At 63.0% G+C, this 21894-nt stretch carries 18 protein-coding genes; 12 read left to right on the top strand and 6 right to left on the bottom strand.

Annotated features, from left to right (window positions below; translation table 11 throughout):
* Nucleotides 1-8 precede the first annotated feature (8 nt).
* The 3 genes from QX071_RS24300 (at nucleotide 9) to QX071_RS24290 (ending at nucleotide 1748) form a co-directional block, all read left to right on the top strand.
* Nucleotides 9-341 (top strand): cupredoxin family copper-binding protein, encoded by a 333-nt coding sequence (locus QX071_RS24300; protein ID WP_315706181.1) that lies wholly within the window; start codon nucleotides 9-11, stop codon nucleotides 339-341.
* A 91-nt stretch (nucleotides 342-432) separates the two neighbouring features.
* Nucleotides 433-987, top strand: a complete 555-nt coding sequence (locus QX071_RS24295; RefSeq protein WP_315706182.1) for a sigma-70 family RNA polymerase sigma factor — start codon at nucleotides 433-435, stop codon at nucleotides 985-987.
* Complete coding sequence (locus QX071_RS24290; RefSeq protein ID WP_315706183.1) at nucleotides 984-1748, top strand: anti-sigma factor; 765 nt, start codon at nucleotides 984-986, stop codon at nucleotides 1746-1748. The genes QX071_RS24295 and QX071_RS24290 overlap by 4 nt, the downstream gene beginning before the upstream one ends.
* 179 nt (nucleotides 1749-1927) lie before the next feature.
* On the opposite strand, the gene hpnO is transcribed toward QX071_RS24290, so the two are convergent.
* Nucleotides 1928-3319 carry an aminobacteriohopanetriol synthase HpnO gene (gene hpnO, locus QX071_RS24285; protein ID WP_315706184.1) on the bottom strand — a complete coding sequence of 464 codons (1392 nt, stop codon included), beginning with the start codon at nucleotides 3317-3319 and terminating at the stop codon, nucleotides 1928-1930.
* Nucleotides 3320-3420: 101 nt separating this feature from the next.
* Here hpnO and QX071_RS24280 point away from each other — a divergent pair, with 101 nt between their 5' ends.
* Nucleotides 3421-4026, top strand: coding sequence for a DUF2147 domain-containing protein (locus QX071_RS24280; RefSeq protein ID WP_315706185.1), 606 nt, complete (start codon nucleotides 3421-3423; stop codon nucleotides 4024-4026).
* Between the two features lie 75 nt (nucleotides 4027-4101).
* Here the strand turns inward: QX071_RS24280 and QX071_RS24275 are convergent, their stop codons facing one another.
* Entirely contained in the window at nucleotides 4102-6693 is a 2592-nt protein-coding gene (locus QX071_RS24275) for an MMPL family transporter (protein ID WP_315706186.1), read from the bottom strand.
* Between the two features lie 460 nt (nucleotides 6694-7153).
* On the opposite strand from QX071_RS24275, the gene ispH reads away from it, so the two are divergent.
* The 8 genes from ispH (at nucleotide 7154) to QX071_RS24235 (ending at nucleotide 17625) form a co-directional block, all read left to right on the top strand.
* Nucleotides 7154-8080 (top strand): 4-hydroxy-3-methylbut-2-enyl diphosphate reductase, encoded by a 927-nt coding sequence (gene ispH / locus QX071_RS24270; protein WP_315706350.1) that lies wholly within the window; start codon nucleotides 7154-7156, stop codon nucleotides 8078-8080.
* A gap of 34 nt (nucleotides 8081-8114) precedes the next feature.
* Nucleotides 8115-9269 (top strand): adenosyl-hopene transferase HpnH, encoded by a 1155-nt coding sequence (gene hpnH, locus QX071_RS24265; RefSeq protein ID WP_315706187.1) that lies wholly within the window; start codon nucleotides 8115-8117, stop codon nucleotides 9267-9269.
* A 500-nt stretch (nucleotides 9270-9769) separates the two neighbouring features.
* A complete protein-coding gene (gene modA / locus QX071_RS24260; RefSeq protein ID WP_315706188.1) occupies nucleotides 9770-10630 on the top strand; it encodes a molybdate ABC transporter substrate-binding protein in 861 nt (286 codons plus the stop codon).
* A gap of 242 nt (nucleotides 10631-10872) precedes the next feature.
* Nucleotides 10873-14244 (top strand): beta strand repeat-containing protein, encoded by a 3372-nt coding sequence (locus tag QX071_RS24255; protein ID WP_315706189.1) that lies wholly within the window; start codon nucleotides 10873-10875, stop codon nucleotides 14242-14244.
* Nucleotides 14245-14300: 56 nt separating this feature from the next.
* Nucleotides 14301-16025, top strand: a complete 1725-nt coding sequence (locus tag QX071_RS24250; protein ID WP_315706190.1) for a ShlB/FhaC/HecB family hemolysin secretion/activation protein — start codon at nucleotides 14301-14303, stop codon at nucleotides 16023-16025.
* Nucleotides 16026-16055: 30 nt separating this feature from the next.
* Nucleotides 16056-16484, top strand: a complete 429-nt coding sequence (exbB, locus tag QX071_RS24245) for a TonB-system energizer ExbB (RefSeq protein ID WP_315706191.1) — start codon at nucleotides 16056-16058, stop codon at nucleotides 16482-16484.
* Nucleotides 16477-16860 carry a biopolymer transporter ExbD gene (locus QX071_RS24240; protein WP_315706192.1) on the top strand — a complete coding sequence of 128 codons (384 nt, stop codon included), beginning with the start codon at nucleotides 16477-16479 and terminating at the stop codon, nucleotides 16858-16860. Before exbB ends, QX071_RS24240 begins: the two co-directional genes overlap by 8 nt.
* Nucleotides 16861-16887: 27 nt before the next feature.
* Entirely contained in the window at nucleotides 16888-17625 is a 738-nt protein-coding gene (locus tag QX071_RS24235; protein WP_315706193.1) for a TonB family protein, read from the top strand.
* Between the two features lie 28 nt (nucleotides 17626-17653).
* Here QX071_RS24235 and QX071_RS24230 read toward each other — a convergent pair whose 3' ends face one another.
* From QX071_RS24230 to hpnC, 4 genes are all read right to left on the bottom strand, one after another.
* Nucleotides 17654-18418 (bottom strand): phosphorylase, encoded by a 765-nt coding sequence (locus QX071_RS24230; RefSeq protein ID WP_315706194.1) that lies wholly within the window; start codon nucleotides 18416-18418, stop codon nucleotides 17654-17656.
* Nucleotides 18419-18737: 319 nt separating this feature from the next.
* Nucleotides 18738-20000, bottom strand: coding sequence for a hydroxysqualene dehydroxylase HpnE (gene hpnE / locus QX071_RS24225; RefSeq protein WP_315706195.1), 1263 nt, complete (start codon nucleotides 19998-20000; stop codon nucleotides 18738-18740).
* On the bottom strand, nucleotides 20000-20839 hold the full coding sequence (hpnD, locus tag QX071_RS24220) for a presqualene diphosphate synthase HpnD (protein ID WP_315706196.1): 840 nt from the start codon (nucleotides 20837-20839) through the stop codon (nucleotides 20000-20002). Before hpnD ends, hpnE begins: the two co-directional genes overlap by 1 nt.
* A complete protein-coding gene (gene hpnC, locus QX071_RS24215; RefSeq protein WP_315706197.1) occupies nucleotides 20836-21714 on the bottom strand; it encodes a squalene synthase HpnC in 879 nt (292 codons plus the stop codon). Before hpnC ends, hpnD begins: the two co-directional genes overlap by 4 nt.
* Between the last annotated feature and the right edge of the window lie 180 nt (nucleotides 21715-21894).

Genomic DNA, 21894 nt, shown 5'->3' with positions numbered 1-21894 from the left:
ACCTTCCCATGAACCGACGCGATGTTCTCCTCCGCGGCGTGCGTCTCACCGCGGTCGCTATTTTGTTGCCATCGGAAACCCGCAAGGCGAACGCCCAGACGGCTGCGGTCGTGATCGACAATTTCACGTTCAATCCGCCCGAGCTGACCGTGAAACTCGGCGACACCGTGACCTGGACCAACCATGACGACATTCCGCACACGGTGGTATCCGCAGGAAAGTTCCGCTCCAAGGCGCTGGACAGCGACGACAGCTTCTCCTTCACTTTCACCGCGGCCGGCGACTACAAATATTTCTGCTCGCTGCACCCGCACATGACCGGGCTGATCAGGGTTGAGTAGCGCGCCAAACCAGGGCATCAGCATATTCCCTGGCCGGAGGCTCGCCTCCGGCCAGGCGTCTCCCGCTTCCCCAAAAGCCGGTCCGCAGACGATGCCGCTGAACACCGACGATGCCGCGCGTAACCGGCGCTTCCGCGAGCTGGCGCTGCCCTATCTCGACGACGTCTATACGCTGGCGCGCTATTTGTTGCGCGATCCGACGGATGCGGAGGATGCCGTGCAGGAATGCTACCTGCGCGCCTTCAAGCATTTCGACACCTATCGCGGCCCGGCGATGAAACCTTGGCTGTTTGCGATCCTGCGCAATGTCTGCCACACTGAATTCACCCGCCGCAGCAGTGCGAAGATCCAGGCGATCGACGACGCGCCGGAAGCCGAGGACAAGCCGCCGCTCTGGCACGAAGCCCAGGAGACGCCGGAAGGCACCGTCCTGCGCGAGCGCGACGCCTCGGCGATCCGCAAGCTGATCGACCGGCTCGCCGAACCATTTCGTGAGACCTTCGTGCTGCGCGAGATCAACAACCTGTCCTATCGCGAGATCGCGGACAGCGCCGGCGTGCCGGTCGGCACGGTGATGTCGCGGCTTGCCCGCGCCCGCGCGATGCTGCGCACTGCGTGGCTCGCGGAAGAGGAGTCTTCGGAATGACCTGCGAGGAGGCCGACATCCTGATCCATGCCCTCGCCGACGGCGAGCTCGACGCCGGCCACGCCAGCGAGGTGGAAACCCATGTCGCCGGCTGCCCACGCTGCACGGCCGAGTTAGCGGCCATCAGAGAGATGAAGGAGGCCATCGCTCGCGCCGATCTCGGCTTCAAGGCGCCGCCGCAATTGCGCCGTCGCATCGAAGATGCGCTGCCGGCGGTAGCCACGCCGCCGAACCGCCGCTCGGTGCTGAAGGGCTTTGCCCTGGGATCCGCGGTGTCGGCGCTGGCCGCGACCGGGCTGGTCGCCATCGTGCTGCGCCAGGACGGTCAGCAGCGCATCGAGGCCGAGATCGTCTCGGCCCATCTGCGCTCGCTGCAGGCCGGCCATCTCGCGGACGTGCTGTCGACCGACCAGCATACGGTCAAGCCCTGGTTCAACGGCAAACTCGACGTGGCTCCGCCGGTGATCGACCTGACCGCGCTCGGCTTCACCCTGATCGGCGGCCGGCTCGACTATGTCGATGCCCGCCCGATCGGGGCCGTGATCTATCGCCGTCGGCAGCACATCATCAACCTGTTCGTCGCGCAGACCGCCGACACCGCGCAACACGCCGCGAAGATGGATACCATTCAGGGCTTCAACATCCGCCGCTGGGGCGAGCGCGGGCTGAAATTCTGGGCGATCAGCGACATCGGCGCCGACGAGCTCAACGAGTTCGGCGAGAAATTCGAGACCGCGATGCGGGGGAATAAGGAGGGGTGAAAAACGCAGGGTAAGCAAAATCGCTTCTCCGCCGCATCCCAAGGGCGAAGTCATCCTGGTCATATTCGTAGGGTGGGCAAAGCGAAGCGTGCCCACCGTTACGTTACAGCGCCGTTTCAGGAGACTCTGCGGTGGGCACAGCGCTTCGCGCTTTTGCCCACCCTACGATCAAATCCGCCTCACGCCGATTTGCGGATGGCGTTGTCGACCAGGGTCTTGCCCAGCGACCAGATCGCGCCGGGCACCTTGTGGCTTTGGGCGATCACGTCGTCGAAGGCGCGCTCGATCCAGGCGCAATCCTCTTCGGTGATGGTGAGTGGCGGCAACAACTTTACCGTGTGCAGACCGTGACCGGCAACCTGAGTCAGGATCTTGTGATCCTTGAACAGCGGCACCGTGATCAGCTGCACGAACAGCCCCTTGTTGGCGCTTTCCAGCACGTTCCAGGACGCCTTCAACCGCAGCGATTTCGGCGGTCCGAACTCGACGCCGATCATCAGGCCCTTGCCGCGCACCTCTTTGAGCAGCTCATAACCCGGCACCATGCGGGTCAGTGCCAGACGGAGCTCGGCGCCGCGCTTGGCGGCGGCTTCGATCAGTTTCTCGGCCTTCAGCACTTCCAGTGTGGCGATACCCGCGGCCATCGCGAGGTCGTTCTTCGCGAAGGTCGAGCCATGCACGAGGGCGCGATCCATGCGGTTGAAGATCTTGTCGAAGATCGCCTTGCGCGTCAGCAGCGCGCCGACCGGGACGTGCCCGCCCGACAGCGCCTTGGACAGCAGCACCATATCGGGCTCGACATTCCAGTGTTCCACGGCAAGGAACCGGCCGGTGCGGCCCATGCCGGTCTGGATCTCGTCGGCGATGAAGATCGTGCCGTATTTTTTGCAGAGCGCCGCAGCCCCGGGCAGGAACTCGTCGGTGGGCATATTGACGCCCTTGCCCTGGATCGGCTCCACGATGAAGGCCGCGATCTCGCGTGACGACAGCGCCTGCTCGAGTGCTGCGAGATCGTTGAAAGGGATCGCGGTGCAGCCCGGCAGCAACGGCTCAAAACCCGCGCGGAAGTTCGAATCGTCCGTCAGCGACAGCGCGCCATAGGTCAGACCGTGATAGGAATGGCTGCAATAGACGATCCCGGGGCGGCCAGTCGCGCCACGCGCGATCTTGATCGCCGCTTCCACCGTCTCGGCGCCGGAATTGGCAAAGAACACCTTGTCCAGGTATGGCACATGTTCGAGCAGGCGCTCGGCGAGCACGCCGGCCAAGGTCGAAACGTCGAGTTGCACCAGGTTCGGCAGGTCGCTGTCGAGCACGCTCTTGAGCGCATCACGGAGCGTCGGGTGATTGCGGCCGATTGCGAAAACGCCAAATCCACTCAAAAGATCGAGATAACGGACGTCCTCGCGGTCGTAGAGGTACTGCCCCTGCCCTCTTTTGAAACCGACATCGTATCCGATCGTTTTGAGAACGCGGACCAACTGCTCGTTCAGATGCCGAGAATGCATGGAACTGCGCTGCGCTTGGCGCTCCACAAACATCTCGGAAACGTCTAGATTGGATTTTAGCATCGGCTACATACTTCGGTTGATGGACGCTTCGTCAACTGAAAACGCGCAATGCGGCGTTTTGCCCCCATTCGCACCATCAAAGCAAGCACGGGTTTCAGCCAATGTTGCATCGCCCCAAATCTCTCATGCGCACAGTCATATCATGTTCTGGTGTGCTGTTCGCAGTAGGATTTTCTTCCTTTCTGTCGCCCGCTTTGGCCGCCGATCCGACCGGAGACTGGCGAGTGGCAGATGGCGTCGCTAACATCCGAGTCGCACAATGTAATGGCAGCATGTGGGGCGTGGTGGCCTGGGAAAAGACACCCGGTGGCCGCGATACCCACAACCCCGATCCGGCCAAGCAGAGCCGGCCGACGCTGGGCATGTCGATTCTGATCGACATGAAGAAAAAGGCAGGCACGGATCAGTGGGAAGGCCAAGTCTACAACGCCAAGGACGGCCAGCTCTACAGCTCTACAATCACCCCGACTGATCAAGACCACCTTGAAATCCAGGGATGTGTGCTCGGCTTCCTGTGCGGCGGCGAAACCTGGACGCGCGTCGGTCCGCCGATCCCGTCGAGCCCGGTCAACAGCATGGCCAAAGGTACGCAGAAACCGATCGCTCCGGCGCCGAAAACCACTGGCGCGGCGACGACGGCAGCCAAAAAACCGGGCGATCAGATCGGCGATATCTGTCTGCTTCCGGAAATCGAGCACACCCACTAAGACGGGCCGATGCTCAAGAGGTGGAAGCGGCCGAGATCCTCGACCGCTTTCATTTTTTTGGTTAGCTCTTCGGCGCTAATTTTCTTTGATCACGCGCGGCTTGCCCATCAGCGCCGGCTGGAAGAGCAGCACGGCAGCCAGCGTGGTCACCAGCGACAGCGCCAGCAGCTTGCCCATGCTGGACGTCCCCGGATGGCTCGACAGCCACAGGCTGCCGAACGCCGTCGCCGTCGTCAGCGCGCTGAAGAAGATCGCGCGCGTGAGGCTGGTCTGCAGCAGGTTGGTCCTGCCTGACCGCCAGGCCACGACATAATAGATCTTGAACGCCACGCCGATGCCGAGCAGCAGCGGCAAAGCAACGATGTTGGCGAAGTTGAGCGGGAGCTTGATCAGCACGCAGATCTCGAGCGTGACAGCCCCCGCCACCAACAGCGGCACGATGGTCATGAGCACATCGGTCAGGCGCCGCAGCGTCGCCCATAAGAGCAGGCTGATCACGACCAGCGCATAGATGCCGGCGTGGATGAACGCCTTTACGATGGTGTCGCCGGATTTGAGAATCGACACCGGCCCGCCGATCGCCATCGGCTCCGCCGCCAACACCGCATTGGCGAAGCGGCGCAGATTGTCGTTATCGTTCGGATCGCCCTTCGGCTCCGCTTCCACCCGGATCAGGCCATCCTTGCTCTTCCATTGCGAGACCAGTTCGTGCGGCAGGTTGCTGAGGCTGACGGGCTGGGCCTGCAGCGCCATGTTCAGCTGCTCCAGCACGATGCGGAGCGGCTCGACGAACACCGCCTGCGCCTTATTGCGCACCGTTTCATTGGAGGATGCAAGCTTGGCCAGCGCGTCGGCCAGCCGTCGCGAGGCCACCGCACCCGGTCCCTTATCCTCGCCCGCCGTCCGGCGCAGATTGGCGACCGTCGAGTTGAGCGCCTCGACATTTTCCTGGTCGGTCGGCGGAGCGTCGATCTGATCCGGATTGATCGCCGGCCCCAAGACCTTCGCCCCCTGTGCGATCAGCTTCAGCTTGGTGGGCTGGTCTGCAGGCACGAAGGTGTCGAGCGAGGTCACACGCGCCACTTCCGGCAGCTTTGACAGCTTGTCTTCGATCGCCTTGGCCTCCGCCTCCGAGCGCGTCAGCACGTCGATCGCATTGGCACCGGTGTTGGGGTCCTTGCGCAGATCGAGATAGGTCGCGATCGATTCCGCCTTCGGGTTGCGCAGGTTCATCGGGTTGAAGTCGAACTTCATGTAGTAGAGCAGCGGCAGGCCTGCGATCACGATGCCCAGCGTGCCGACGATGATCGGCACGCGGTGCTTCTCCAGAAAGCGGTCCAACGGCGCGAGAAACGCGTAGCCCACCGGCTCCATTTCGCCGGGCGGATTGAGGATCTTCAAGAACGCCGGCAGCACCGTGATCGAGGAGATGAAAGCGATCAGCATGCCGGCGCCGGCGATCTCGCCGAGCTCGGAAATGCCCTTGTAGTCGGTCGGCAGGAAGCACAGAAAGCCGGCCGCAGTCGCCATCGCCGCGAGCGACAGCGGCACCGCCGAACGGCGCGCGGCTTCCGCCAGCGCCTCCGGCAGATTGTCGTTCTTGTAGCGCTCGGAGCGGTAGCGCACGCTGAACTGGATGCCGAAATCGACGCCCAGCCCGATGAACAGCACCGCAAACGCCACCGACAACAGATTGAGCGAACCGACCATCATCAGCCCGACCGCGGTGGTGAGCGACAGGCCGATGAACAAGTTGACGAACACGGCCGAGATGATCTTGGCCGAGTGCAGCGCCAGCCAGAGAATGACCAGCACCACCACGACGGTGCCGATGCCGTTGGTGACCGCGCCTTCCTGCACGGTGGCATATTCCTCGTTCGCAATCGGGACCGGCCCGGTCAGGCGCACTCGCGCCTTGTACTTGCCGGCAAAGTCGAGCTCGGCCGCCGCCTGGCGGATGGCATCGGTGGCCGCTTTGCCAGGCTCCAGGGCCTGGTAGTCGAGGATCGGCTTGAACTGGATGAAGGCGCGCTTGTCGCTGTCCTGAAGCGGCTTGTCGCTGATCAGCTGACGCCAGGAGAACGTGGCGTCACCCGTGTTCAGCACGGTCTCGACGGTCTCCGAAATGTAGTCGAACGGCCGCGCCGTGCTGTCGAGCTTGACCTGGCCGCGCTTGACGCCGGCAAGGCCGGTCTCCAGCGCGCCGGTCAGCCCGCGAATCGAAGGGTCGCCCGCCATGATCTCGAGCAGCGGCGCAGCCGATGTGAACTGCTCGGTCAACTGCTTGACCTCGTCGGTCGGCAGGAACAACAGGCCGTTCTTGGCGAAGAACTCGCCGGTGCCGAGCGGCTCGACCGAGGAGAAATGCGTGGTATCGCCCTTGAGTTTCTCCACCAGCGCGTTGGCCGCAACGCCGGTCAGCTCCGGTGTCGGCGCTTCCACCACGGCAAGGATGGAGCGATCGCGATCGAAGGCCTGCTCGTATTGCTGATCGCGCTGACGCCAGTCCAGATTGGGGGAAATCAGCGTATTGATGTCAGTATTGATGACGAAATGATGCGCCGTATAAAACCCGGCGCCCACCGCAAGGAGGAGTCCCACAATCAAGGTCGGCCATGCAAACCGGGTACTGGCCCTGACGATCGAGACAACAATAGTTGTGAGCACTTCTTGACTTTCTCATATTTGAGCTCGGCTGAAACGTCCGCTGCCTATCGGAGTTCCATCGTCCGGGCTAGCCCAACAGGATGATGTTCTGCTGCGGAAGGCGGGCTGGATCACACACGGACGGCCCTGCCCGGGGCGGCTGATATAGCGGCGCTCTTCGGCGGTAAAGTGACGAACGGGTGAGATTATAATATGTTGTAATTACTTATATTATTCATCCTTATTAAAATACCACAATTGATCCGACTGTGTATTTCCAGTCACATGCGAGCCATTTGCAAACAGACTTCCCTCTTCCCGGAAATTTTGACACAAAGCCCTGCGCCTCCATTGCGCTTGAACGGCCGGAAACTGGCCTAAACCGGGGCACATCGCTGGTGTGGATATTGCACCCCGTCAAGCGTTGATCCGGCCGCGGGGTGACGGATGACAGTGAGGCAACGTGGGTAACGGACGTCCGATGCAGGTCTATCTCGCGCAACCACGCGGTTTTTGTGCAGGAGTCGTGCGCGCGATCGAGATCGTGGAGCGCGCGCTGGAGAAATACGGGCCGCCCGTCTATGTGCGCCATGAGATCGTGCACAACAAATACGTCGTCGAAAACCTGAAGAACAAGGGCGCCATCTTCGTCGAGGACCTCTCCGAAGTGCCGCCGCTGGCGGTGACCGTGTTCAGCGCCCATGGCGTGGCCCGCTCGGTGGAAGAGGAAGCAGCCGTCCGGGGCCTGCCGGTGCTCAATGCAACTTGTCCGCTCGTAACCAAGGTCCACAACCAGGGCAAGCGTTACATGTCCAAAGGCCGGACCCTGGTCCTGATCGGCCACGCCGGGCATCCCGAGGTCGAGGGCACCATGGGCCAGGTTCCCGGCCCGGTCCACCTGGTCCAGAATGAGGCAGAGGTGGCGGAATTGCCGATGCCGGCCGATACGCCAATGGCCTATATCACCCAGACCACACTCAGCGTCGATGATACCAAGGATATCATCGCCGCCCTCCAGGCCCGCTTTACAGACATTCAAGGTCCGGATATCCGGGATATCTGCTATGCGACACAGAACCGCCAATCTGCGGTAAGGGACCTATCTAAGCTGGTGGATGTGATCTTGGTGGTCGGCGCCACCAACAGCTCCAACTCGAACAGGCTGCGCGAGATCGGTACCGAGGCCGGGGTCGCGAGTTATCTGATCGCAGACGGGAGCGAGCTCAATCCTGAATGGCTGAAGGAGGCCAAGGCCGTCGGCATCACTGCCGGCGCCTCGGCGCCGGAAGTTCTTGTCGACGACGTCATCGAAGCCCTGCGGCGCATCGGACCGGTCGAGGTCTCCGTGCTCCCGGGACGGGAAGAAAACATCGAATTCCGCCTGCCGGCCGAGCTGGTCGCGGGCTAATCGCAATCCGTTTGGTCCAGAAAGAAGACACGCAATGGCAATCCCCTTCCATAAGGAACTGCGCATCGGGGCCTATCTGATGAAGCAGAAGCTTCTCGGCCGCAAACGCTACCCGCTGGTCTTGATGTTGGAGCCCCTCTTCCGCTGCAACCTCGCCTGTGCCGGCTGCGGCAAGATCGATTATCCGGATGCGATCCTGAACCGTCGCATGACGGCGCAGGAGTGCTGGGACGCCGCCGACGAATGCGGCGCGCCGATGGTGGCGATCCCCGGCGGCGAACCCCTGATCCACAAGGAGATCGGCGAGATCGTGCGCGGCCTGGTGGCGCGCAAGAAGTTCGTCTCGCTGTGCACCAACGCCCTGCTCCTGGAGAAGAAGCTCGACCTGTTCGAGCCCTCGCCCTACCTCTTCTTCTCGGTGCATCTCGACGGTCTGCGCGACCACCACGACAAGGCGGTGTCGCAGAAGGGCGTGTTCGATCGCGCGGTGTCCGCGATCAAGGCGGCGAAGGCGCGCGGCTTCACCGTCAACGTCAACGCCACTGTCTTCGACGGTCATCCGGCCGAGGAGATCGCCAAGTTCCTCGACTTCACCACCGAGCTCGGCGTCGGCGTCACCATGTCGCCCGGCTATGCCTACGAGCGCGCGCCGGACCAGGAGCACTTCCTGAACCGCACCAAGACCAAGCAGCTGTTCCGCGACGTGTTCGCGCGCGGCAAGGGCAAGAAGTGGAATTTCATGCACTCCGGCCTGTTCCTGGACTTCCTGGCCGGCAATCAGGAATTCGAGTGCACGCCCTGGGGCATGCCGGCCCGCAACATCTTTGGCTGGCAGAAGCCCTGCTATCTGCTCGGCGAGGGCTATACGAAGACCTTCAAGGAGCTGATGGAAACCACCGATTGGGATTCCTACGGCACCGGCAAGTACGAGAAGTGCGCCGACTGCATGGCCCATTGCGGTTACGAGGCGACGGCAGCCAACGCCGCGCTGACCAACCCGCTGAAGGCGATGTGGGTCAGCCTGCGCGGCATCAAGACCACGGGCCCGATGGCACCGGAGATCGACCTCTCCAAGCAGCGCCCGGCGCAGTACGTGTTCTCGGCCGAGGTGCAGAAGCGCCTGTCCGAGATCCGCCGCGACGAAGCGCTGGAAGCGCAGCAGCCGAAAAAGGCATCGACGGCGGCCTAAAGCCACGACGCAACGGTCCGCGAGCCACACGGGCCGCCGGTTTGCCGAGACGATCTCGGCAAACCGGCGGCTTTTTTCGTGTGCCAGCAGAAATCCGTCGCGCCAACTCAGCCCGCCCCCATCAATGCGTCAGGCCAAGGAGGCTGTCCGCCAGGACATCTCGATCGCCCTGACGACGACAGCAGAGCGTAGCCGGCGCTCAGCAACACGGCCGCCCGCCCCCCAACGCGATCATCGCCTCACCGACCCACTATCCAAGCTCGTGACGACGCGAGCCGGCACCGCGCTGCCCATTATATATGCTGTGATATAGCGATATCTCCCGCACCCGCATTGCTTACCGTCATATAAGCGCAACTATAGCGGTATATGTAACTAATTAGGTAGACCCTGGGGTTGAGTCTACCGTTGGTGGCTCCAAGGATTGATACTGACCTTGGGCGCATGGAAAGAAATGAAAGGGAATCACGTTGAACAGAGGCAATAATATAAGGCGTGTCATGCAAGGCGGCCTCGCCGCGGCTTTGCTGGCGACATCGTCGTTCGGGGCACAGGCAGCCAATATCAACATCGCGGTTGCATCGAATTTCTACAATTCGGGCCAGGCCGGCAGCAGCGCGATCGCGGATCTCATCGCCGCCTTCCAGACCGCCAACCCTGGAAGCACGGTCACAGTCGTCCAAAACGGGGCGACCGGCACGCTCGAAAGTCAAATCACGGGCGGCAATGGGCTCGGCGTCGACCTCTTCCTGGCCGCCGACACCGCGCATCCCCAGGATCTCGCGACCAATTATTCATCACTGGTGGTCGGCAGCCCATTCAACTACGCCGTCGGCACGCTCGTGTTCTGGAGCAATACGCCGAATGTGAACGTGACCTGCAGCAGCGGCGGAAGCTGTGGCTATAATTCGAGCACCTATCACAACGTGGCGATCGCCAATCCGAGCACGGCTCCCTATGGCCTCGCGGCCAACACGGTGCTGACCGGTCGCTACGGCCTGACAGCGCCGCTTTCGACCAATCCGTTGGTCAGCGAGTACAGCAACATCGACACGACACTTGCCGCCGTGAAGAACCAGACTGCGACTGTCGGTTTCGTGGCTTTGTCGCAAATCTGCCAGAACGGAAGCTACCCGACATCGGGCAGCGCCTTGGTCTATCCGCCGACCGATACCAGCGTATCTCCTGTCATCTTCAACTATAACCCTATCGTGCAAGCCGGCATCAGAATTGCGCGTACCCGCACGACGGACCAGAACACCGAACTTGACGCTTTTGTCGCCTATCTGACCGATTATACGACGTTGCCGCCGTCGCAGATGATCACCACCCTGACGAACTATTGCTACAGCACTCCATAGCAAACAGCCGTCCGCATCGAGCTACGGCGCTGCTTCGGCAACGCTGTAGCTCGTCTTCGAGGCACATCATGGCATGATCGCATGCGCGCGCGTACCTTTGTGATGAACACAGCTGTCGGCGGAAAAAATCAGCAGTATCTGACGAGCAGTGTTGCCGACTGAGTATTGACTTACCCACCGCAGCTCCTTTAACGATATGTTTACTTATATATAGCGCATGTCGTTAGTAGTGAGTTTCCGTGATGTTCGATCAGTTCCTGACTGTCCGCATCCGCCGGACAGAGCGTCGCCGGCCTCCCGTTTGTTTCGCCACCATGACTGCGGTGACGGCGTTATTGATCGGACAACGCGCGACATTCGCCGCTCCCCTCGGCGGCACAGTGGTCGAAGGCTCAGCCGGCATCTCCCAGGCCGGAAGCACCACCAACATCAATCAATCCTCCAATAAAGCGATCATCAACTGGCAAGGCTTCTCAATCGGCACGGGTGAAACCGTCAACTTCAACCAGCCAGGCAGTTCGTCAGTCACCCTCAACCGGGTGATCGGCAACGAGACCAGTGTCATTTCGGGCGCGCTCAATGCCAATGGACAGGTTTTCATCGTCAATTCGGCCGGCGTTCTGTTCGGCAAGAACGCCCAGGTCAATGTCGGCGGCTTGGTCGCGTCGACGCTCGATATCTCCAACGCCAATTTCATGGCGGGCAAGTACACCTTCTCCGGCAATTCGGCGGCGTCCGTCGTCAACCAGGGCAGCATCCACGCCCATGGCGGCGGCTACGTCGCGCTGCTCGGCAACACGGTTGCGAACGACGGCGTGATTTCCGCAAGGCTCGGCACCGTCGCCATGGCCGCCGGCAGCCAGATCACCCTCAATTTCGGCGGCAACTCGCTGCTCGACGTCACCATCGACCGCGGCACCTTGAATGCGCTGGTCGAGAACAAGCGCGCCATCATCGCCGACGGCGGGCAAGTCATCATGACCGCCAAGGCGGCAGATGGCGTGCTGTCGGCGCAGGTCAACAATTCCGGCATCATCCAGGCGCGCACCATGGCCGCCCTCACGGGCGGCTCGGGCAAGACGCGCGCCGCCAAAACCGGTTCGATCAAGCTGATCGCCGACGGCGGCACCACCACAGTCTCGGGCAAGCTCGACGCCTCGGCGCCGAAAGGCGGCGACGGCGGAGCGATCGAGACCAGCGGCAACAAGGTGAAGATCGCGGATGACGCGGTCATCACCACTCTGGCTCCGAGCGGCAAGAGCGGAACGTGGCTGATCGATCCGGATGGCTACACCATCGCATCGAGCGGTGGCGACACCACGGGCGCCGCCCTATCAGCCCTGCTCGCCACCAACGGAACGGTGACTATTGCTTCGACCAGCGGGAACGGGACGGACGGCAACATCAACGTCAACGACACGATCAGCTGGTCGACCAACTCAAACCTCGTGCTGAATGCCACCAACGGCATCAACATCAATTCGGCCATCACGGCCGCCAGCGGCGGCTTGACATTGAATGCGACCGGCCAGATCAGCACGATCGCCGCCGTCAATGTCGGCACCTTCACGCTGGCGAGCGGCACATGGCGACAGGTCGGCACGGCCCTGGCAAGCTTCAGCGCGGCTGACTTCCGGATAGCCGGCGGGACATTCATTCGTGCGTTGGGCGGCGATGGCAGCAGCGCCAACCCGTATCAGATCGCCGACGTCTACGGCCTGCAGGGTATCGGCTCGACCTCCCTGTTGGGGAGTTCGGTCGTGCTGGCCAATGACGTGGACGCGAGCGGAACGGCAAGCTGGAACAGCGGTGCCGGCTTCACGCCGATCGGAAACTTGACGACGGCGTTCTCAGGCGTTTTCGACGGCGGCAACCATACCATCAGGGGCCTGACCATCAACGCGGCGACCTCCAATGTCGGCCTGTTCGGCGTAGTCGGATTGAACGCGGCAGTCCACGACATCGGCATCACAAATGCCACGATTGTGGGGTCCGCCGGCACTGTGGGCGGTCTCGCCGGAAAAAATAGTGGGACGATCAGTAATTCTTACATCGCGGTCTCGAATATATCCGGGAGCGGCAATCTGGGCGGCTTGGTCGGCTGGAACAATTCGGGCGGCGTGATCCAAAGCAGCTACGCGGATGGTGTCACGGTGGCCGGGACCGCGACTGCCGTCGGCGGTCTGGTCGGGGCCACGTCTGCACGCAGTACTGTCAAGGATAGTCACGCGACCAGCGCGGCAGTTTCTGGCAAACAGTACATCGGCGGGCTTGCGGGATCCAATGCCGGCACTTTGGACAACACCTACGCAACAGGGACCGTGAACGCAGTCAGTTCGACCGTTGTAGGGATCGGAGGACTGGTCGGTTATAGCGTCGGTACGATCTCGAACTCCCACTCCGATGTGGCGCAAATCACCGTCACAGGCGGCAATGCCGTCGGCGGGCTCGCTGGAGGCGCATCCGGTTCGATCAGCAACTCCTACGCGGACACTGCCATTTCTGCGACGAACAGCCTCAACGTCGGAGGTCTTGTCGGCTACAACTCAGCTACGATCACAGGTTCACACGCCACTGGCGACATAACCGTCGTCGCCGCAGTTTCCGGTGGCACAGGGATCGGCGGACTGGTCGGGACGAGTTCGGGCTCCACCTCCATCTCCGATTCCTATGCGAGCGGCAACGTTACCGTGACAGGGGCGGCCGCGGGATCTTGTCCGAACAACCGTTGCGGCATCGGCGGCCTTGTCGGCATCCTCGGCGGCGGAAGCACCATCTCGGGCTCGCACGCGACCGGCAATGTGACGGCGCCAGACAGCAGTTCCGTCGGCGGCCTGGTGGGCGACACCGGCGGAGTCACCATCGTGGATTCGTATGCGACGGGCAACGTTATCGGGCGATCGGCAGTCGGCGGACTCGTTGGCAGAAGTACGGGCGTGGCTTTCCCGAGCGGCAAGGGTAGCACGTTCAGCGGGGATCACGCCTCGGGAAACGTCACGTCGAACGATCCAAACAGTGCAAATACCGGCAGCCTGGTCGGCATGTCCGACAACACAACCGTCACCAACTCGGCCGGATCTGGGCGCGTGTCGACCGTTGCCAGCAGAGCGCAGGACGCAGCAGATGCCGCTGCCCAGGCTGCGGCGGAGGCAGCCGCCAGGGCCGCTGCCGCCAAGGAAGCAGCAGCCAAGGAAGCCGCTGCCAAGGAAGCCGCTGCCAAGGAGGCAGCTGCCAAGGAAGCAGCTGCCCAAACTGCCCAGGCCGCTTCGCGATCCGCCAACACTGTGGCGAGCAATGCAGCAACGTCCGCCGCGACACCGCCAAACCCGGCGTCTTCCACGGCCGGCACGCAGGCAACGAGCTCTCCGGCCGGCGAGAGGATGGACGACAGCCTCAAGACAATCGGGAACCGCGTCAAGGCCGACGACGATCGCGCCCGCCGCCGCACGACCGCGGCAGTCGCCGGCGCGTTAGCTGCACGCCGCGGCCGTGGCAACAATGGCAATGGCGGTTCCGATCTGGGCGCGACCATCCGCAGCATCGAGGTCGACGGCGAGCGGTTCGACCTGCAGGGCGGCGGCAAGAAAGGCGCTCCGGCTGAGAAGCCCCAATGACCGCCATTGGTGAACCGGCCGTCCTCATCACAGCAAATTCCAAAGGTAGTTGGTCCATGAAGTCAGCCGCAATTCTCGTTTGCTGTGGCGTGCTCTCCACGACGCTGATCTCAGCCCAACCGTCGCAGGCGCAGACACAAGCACAGACGTTGCCGGGCATTGGCGACGCGGTGCGGCAGGCGGACGAAACCCGCAAGCATGCTCCGTCCCCTCAGACCAATGCCGAGCCCGTGCTGCCGCGGCTGGTCGACCCGCCATTCACGCTCAACGACCACGAAAAGCTGCTGGTCCGCTCGATTCAGGTCGACGGCCCGAAACTGACGGGAGAGGCCGAGTTGCGCGCGATCCTGGCGCCCTACGAGAACCGCAGGCTCACCTTGGCCGAAATCTACGAGGCCGCCGACAAGGTGACGCTGCTTTACCGCAACCGCGGCTATCTCGTCGCCAAGACCTATGTTCCGGCCCAGAACGCGCGCAAAGGCGTGCTGCGCTTCAAGATCGTCGTCGGCAAGTACGGCACCATCACCCTGAAGAACGAGTCGCTGGTCCGGGACGATTTCCTGCGCGGCGTGATCGATCAGGCGCTGGCCGCCTCGCCGTTCATCCACCAGGACGAGCTCGAACGGGCCATGCTGCTGACCTCCGATCTGCCCGGCGCCGGCATGCCGCGGGTTGCGATCGCGCGCGGGCAGCAGCCTGAGACGTCCGATTTCGTGTTCGGCGTGCCGGAAGCGCGGCGCGTCGACGGCTACCTGCTCGCTGACAATTTCGGCTCGCCCTACACCGGCCGCGACCGGCTCACCGGCGGCATCAACCTGAACTCGCCGCTCGGCTTCGGCGACCGGCTCTCGGCGTTCGGGATCGTGACGGACGACAAACATCTCTTGAACGGGCGGATCGCCTATTCTGCTCCGCTTGGCTATAATGGATTGCGCGGCGAGATCGCAGCCTATCGTACCACCTATACGCTCGGAAGCATCTATCAGAGCCTCAACGCGACCGGCACTGCCGACGCGTTCAGCGCCGCCCTGACTTATCCCGTACTGCGCGGACGCGACGAGAGCATCTATATCTCAGGCGGATACACCCATAAGAAGCTGAACGACAACGTCCTCGGCGTGTCCATCGCCGACCGCAACATGGACGTCGGACTCCTCAGCGTCACCCGCGACACAGTAGGCGCCCTTGCAGGGCTGCCATTGATCACCAGTGCGATGTTTTCCATCTCCGGAGGCACGGTGGATTTTCCCGATCCGGCGCAACGGGCGACGAATCTTGCCGGCGTCCACACTGCGGGCGACTTTGCGAAGATCAATCTGAACCTCAATGCGGTGCTGGCCTTCACGGACAAGCTGTCGCTTGCGACCAGCGTCCGGGCGCAAAAATTCCTGCGCGGCAATCTGGATTCCAGCGAACAACTCGGCCTGACCGGCTATTACGGCGTGCGGTCCTATGACGAGGGATTGGCCGGCGATAGCGGCTATCTGTTCACGCCAGAGCTGAGATACGCCCTGCCCGAGATTCAGAGTTATCGCCACTCGGTCGGCCTGTTCACCGATGTCGGTGCGGTCTGGCTGGAGAACCCGGCGTTCACGACGCTGCAGAAGGGCTACACCCAACTCAATGCCGTCGGCCTCGGCTATTACGCGAATTACGAATATTCGCCGAGGCGGCTGGTGCTGCTCAAGGCCCAGGTCGCCCACAGCTATGGCTCGAATGCCGGCGCGCAAACTTATGACCGCGGCACCAAGGCCCTGGTGCAGATCGGCGTGACCTTCTGACCAAACCGCTCAACCTCCGGGAAGATCCACATGGAGATGCAATGGCTGTCGGCCGCAATCGACTACGGCATCATCGGGGTTCTGATCGCGCTGAGCGTCGTCGTCGTCGCCATCGTGCTCGAGCGGATCTTCTTCTTCCGCGCCGTGGATCTGGACAGCTTCACGAATATCAAGGCGCTTGAACTGGAACTGACCCGGCGCCTTATCGTCGTCGCCTCCGTCGCCTCCAACGCTCCCTATATCGGCCTGCTCGGCACCGTACTCGGCATCATGCTGACGTTCTACAACATGGGACTCGATGCCTCGGCGGATGCCAGCAAGATCATGGTCGGCCTTGCACTGGCGTTGAAGGCCACCGCGGTCGGCCTCGTGGTCGCCCTGGTGTCGGTGGTCTCCTACAACGCGCTGCTGCGCAAGACCAAGGTATTGCTCGTGCGGTGGGAGATCGCCCATGGATGAGAAACCATTCGAGACCCTCAACGTCATTCCCTTCGTCGACATCATGCTGGTGCTGCTGACCATGGTGCTGACGACGGCGAACTTCATCGCCACCGGACGCATTCCCCTCGCCTTGCCTCAGGCTTCGCAGACCAAGGTCGAAAAGCACAAGGACATCATCATCGAGATCTCCGCCACCGGCGCGCTGGCATTCGACAGCGCGCTGGTGACGAAGGACGAGCTGGAAAGCCGGATCAAGGCGCTGCCGCCCGAGACGTCGTTCCTGATCCGCGCCGATCGCGCCACGCCGTTCCAGAACTTCGTGGACGTCGCCGACCTTCTCAAGCGGCTCAACTTCAGCAAGACCGCCGTGCAGACCCAGACTCTGTCCCGGTAGCGGCGTTCTCCGGGAAGGAAGACCGCCATGCCTGCAGACAACACCAGCCGAAGATCCTGGTTCACGATCTGGCATGGTCTTGCAGCCTCGCTGCTGCTCCATGCCGCGCCGGCCGCTTCGTACGTCTGGTCCACGTGGGCCGCACCACCGGACGAACCGTCGAGCCTGGTGGTCGAATTGCAAGGCGCCGTCGCGGACACTCAAACCGAAGCGATCGTGCAGCAGGAGATCAAGGGCTCCGTCGAGCAGGATAAGCCAGAACCGACGAAGCCCGCGCAAACGCCCGCTTCGGAAGCCGCCGAACAACATCCGATCGATGACCAGGATGCGGCGATGCCGCCGCCCGCGCCTCGACCGACGGAACAGAAGCCGGAGCCGCAGGCCGACACAAAATCAGCCGGCACCAGCGACGACACCATCGCTGGTGCTCAGGAGGGTCAGGTCGCCCATACCGTCCAGCCCGATCGCAAGGCGGAGATCGCTCTGCGCCGCGAATATGGCGCGCGGTTGTCGAAGAGAGTGCAGGCCCACTTGGTGTATCCCGACGACGCTCGCAAGGCCAAGCTTCAGGGCACCGCGAAGGTATCCTTCGTCGTTCTGCCAAGCGGAGATATCCGTCCGGAAACCCTGAAAATCGTTACCAGCAGCGGCCAACCGCTTCTCGACACCAGCGCGCTGAAGACCATTCGCGCCAGCGTGCCTTTCGATCCCGCACCGGCCGAGATGCCCATCGCCATTGCCGTCGAGTTCGGGCGCCAGCGTTGACGTCCCGCTCCGAAGGCCGGGACTGAACTCAGCCCTCGGCGGCAGCAAGCTCCGTGGTGCCGGCAAATGCCTCAGCCCCCAAGAGGCTGTTCAGTAGAAAATCGCGGCAACCGCGCAGCGACCGCAGAGCAAGATTGAACTCGATGCCGGTCGAGACCAAGCCCCGCAGCACGCCGGGATTGCGCGCTACACCGCGCAGGATCAACGGCAGATCGATGTCGCCATTCGGCTTGATGGCGTCCTTGGCCAGCGACGGCAGCGTGCGGTGGGCAGGATCGGAGATCACGCGCAGCGCCGCGAAAGGCAGGCCGTATTCGGTGGCATAGGCCGCCGCGATATGGCTCTCCATATCGACCGCAGCCGCGCCCGTGCTCATCCGCAGCGCCGCCTTGCGCGCCTGCGCCACCACGACCTCCTCGGCCCCGGCAAGCACGCCGCGAACCACCCGGCGTCGGCCGAGGGCCGCGCGCGCGATATGCGACTCGCTCAAGGACAGCCCGGCAAACCAGCGCGCGTCACCGGCGGTGACCTCCGTCGCCACGACGATATCGCCGGCCTTCAGTGACGGATCCAGTCCGCCAGCCACGCCGAAGCTGATGACGCCGCGAATCGAGGTCGGGTCGAACACGGTGAGCAGCGAGCGCAATTGCTGCGGATCGCTCGAACTGCAGATGACCATCATCCCAGGACCAGCCGCGATACGGGCTTCCTGTACCAGGCCAGTCACAACCAAGACTGGCCGCGGATCGATCGGGCGATCCGCGGACGTTCTGTCCCCCGTCCCCAATTTCACAATCCGACCCCTGACACCCTGCTATCTCTTGTCCCAATTTCTCCGCCGCGGGGGACACCCGAAGCGAGAAGCATTCACAAATCCTACGATTACGCAGAAAGAATTCGTCAGGAAACCCCGTTTACGCCGCAGTGCGGCCGTCCGACATGCGTTTTTTGCCCGGTGTTGCCATTTGGTCCTGCGTGCTGTGCGAAAGCGATGGAGGGCATGCCTTCATCAGCGCCCGGCCCGTTATATAGCAAAATTCATGCCATTCTAGCAGAACCGAGCCGCAAAATCGACTCAGGCGTCGCCAATACCGGCCCGAGGGTAGCCGAGCTCAACCGCTCGCCAGCATGAGATCCGCCGCGCGGTCCCCGGAGCGCACCGAGCCTTCGATGGTGGCTGGCAACCCGGTATCGGTCCAATCACCGGCAAGCGCCAGATTCTGGAACGCGGTCTTCGGGCCCGGCCGGAGCGCGTTCTGTTCCGGGGTCGCCTCGAAGGTGGCCCGCCGCTCGCGGACGATCTGCCAAGGGGGCAATTGCGCCGGCAGGTCGGCCGAAATCCCGGCGGCCTTGCGGATATCGGCCCAGATCGCCGCGGCGAGCTCCTCGCGCGGCTGGTCGACCAGGCGGTCGCCATTGCTGATCGTCACCGACAACCGCTGCGGAAAAGCAAACAGCCATTCGACCAGGCCGCCGACCACGCCCAGGATAGGCGCGGCGTCGCGCGGCGGGTCGACGCGGAAATGCGCATTGACGATCGCGCGGAATTTGGTCGGCGCCGGCAGGCCCGGCAGCAGCGCCTGCGCCGCCCTCGGCGGCACTGCCAGCACGACCACATCGTTCGGACCCACTGCGATGGTCTCGCCCCCGCCGAAGGCCAGCCCCGACACGCGGCCGCCGGAGGTTTCCAAGCTGCGCAGCTCGCGCCCGGTGCGCACGCTGCCGCCTCTGCTTTCCAGGAATTTGACCGCAGGATCGATCAGCACGCCGGAGAGACCGTCGCGCGCGATCAGCGGCCGGCATGCCTGCCCGCCGGCGAGCAAGGTCTCCCGCACGATCGCGCCGGCAAGTCCGGCCGAGCCTTCCGGCGGGTCGCAGTTCAGCGCCGCCAGCAGCAGCGGCTGAACCAGGCGATCGTATAAAGTGCCCTTGCAGGGAATGGTGCTGCCGATCGTCTTGTTCGTGCCGGCCCAAATCAGCGGCGACAGCGCGAGATAGTCGCGCAAGGCCGTATCCGGCACGCGCCGGCTCGCATCGAACACCCACAGCGGCAACCGGCCATCGCCGAGATCGAGCAGCCAGCGCTGACCCGTCCTGATGTCGACGAAGGCGAATTGCGCCTGTTTGGGCCCGACCAGGCCCGCCTCCGAACCAATGGTGCGCGCGTAAGCCAGCGCATGATGGTTGGCCGACAGCAAAAGGTGATTGCCGTTGTCGATCACCAGATCGGTCGCGGCATCATAATAGGAGCGGCAGCGACCGCCGATCTGCTGCGTCGCCTCGTGGACATGCACGACATAGCCGGCATTGGCGAGCCGCACGCCGGCCGAAAGACCGGAGATCCCGGCACCGATGATGTGAGCGGTTTTCTGCATCAGATGAGGGCGTAACGGAGGATGATGCCGAGCTTGGTGAGCTTGCTCACATGCACCGGCTCGCGAGGGGCATTGAAGCCGCGCGCGAGCAGCAGATCGAGCACGGCACGATAGTATTTGGACATGATCCGCGGCGCGCGCACCGCCCGGCGGCGATTGCGCTGCATGATCTCGTCGGATTTTTCGAAATGTGCCTTGGCGTGAACGGCGAGCGAGTTGCAGACCTTCGGCAAGGCGCGCTCTGCGGTCACCTTGGCCGGATCGTCGCCGGTGATGCCGGCATGCAGGAGCGCTTCGCGCGGCAGATAAAGCCTTCCGAGCTGCGCGTCCTCGTCGATATCGCGCAGGATGTTGGTGAACTGCAGCGCGCGGCCGAGATGATGCGCAAGCAGAATGCCGTCCTGCTCCGGCATGCCGAACACACGAACAGAGAGGCGTCCGACGGCGCTCGCCACCCGATCGCAATAGAGATCGAGGGTCGCGAAATCGGGCGCGCGGATGTCCTGCGGCACATCCATCTCCATGCCGTCGATGACCGCAAGGAAGTCCTCGCGCTTCAGGCCGAACGTCTTGACCGTGCGGACGTAATCGCGCAGCCGCGCCGGCGGATGGCCCTGATACAATGCGTCGATATCCTCCCGCCAGCGCTGCAGGGCGGCGAGCCGCTCGTCGCGTGGCCCCTCGGAGTCGGCGATGTCGTCGACCTGGCGGCAGAAGCTGTAGATCTGCAGCATCGCCTCGCGCTGCGCGCGCGGCAGGATCCGCATGGCCGCGTAGAACGAGCTGCCGGACGCGGCAGCCTCGTAATCGGGAGTCTCGGCAGTGGCTTCGAACGTCATGCGCCGGCCGCCGTTTTCGAGGCCGGATGACGTCCGGCCAGGCGACGGCCGATTTCGCCGGTGACGGCGCCGACGCTGCAGCCAAGTAGTTCGAGCGGGCTGAGATGGACGCGTTCGCTCAAGGGGTCGCGCTCCTTCAACATGCGCACGATACGATCCGCAAAGGCCTGAATCAGGGCGATCTCGAGCCCGAGCCGGAAATCCTTCACGCCGCTGTTCAAATCCCTGCCCTCGTCGAGCAGCGCTTCATTGCGTTCGGCAAGCTTGTGCAGACAGGCGAGCAGCGGCGCCGGCGCCTTCGGCTCGCCCAGCATCTCGACGGTGGCGCCATGGTCGGCCAGCACGTCTTGCGGAAGATAGATGCGGTTGAGCGCCCTATAATCCTTGCCGCAGTCCTGAAGATGGTTGTTGATCTGCAAGCCCGCGCAGATCGCGTCCGAGGCCGGCCAGGTCGCGGTGCTCTCGCCGTGGACATCGAGCAGGAAGCGCCCGACCGGCATGGCGGAATAACGGCAGTAGTGAATGAGTTCGTCCCAGTTTTCGTAGCGCAGCTTGGTCACGTCCATGCGAAAGGCGGCCAACAGATCGAGCGCATGGCGCGGCGACATCGCCCGTTCGGCGAAGGCGCGACGCAAATTGACCGCGACGTCCTGCGTGTCGCCCGTGCCGGTCAGTTCGGCCTCGAGCAGATCGAGCAGCCGCAGTTTCTCATCGGCCGCGAGCGTCGGATGGTCGGCGATGTCGTCTGCGGTTCGGACGAAGTTGTAAAAGGAGAGGATCAGCGGCCGGTGCTCTGGGCGGATGATCCAGGAGGCCACTGGAAAGTTCTCGTCCCGGTGTGTCTTGCCGGATCGCAAATCGCTCGCGGTGGTCATAGGGAAAACAAACTATCAGGTTGACAGGCGCAGTGGCGAACAATGCCCGTCCCTCGCCGATCGCGAAGGATTGCCGGTCTCATATAGGCGAAGATGCAGCCAAAACCAATGCAAACTGCACAATCCGGCCCGCCGGCGCCTCAAACGGTGCGGGCGGGCCGTTAACCCAACTTCGGAAGA

The organism is Bradyrhizobium sp. SZCCHNS1022 (assembly GCF_032484835.1).
Lineage (GTDB): Bacteria > Pseudomonadota > Alphaproteobacteria > Rhizobiales > Xanthobacteraceae > Bradyrhizobium.
Note: the sequence above shows the minus strand (reverse complement) of the source record. Positions and strands in the feature narration are given on the sequence as shown.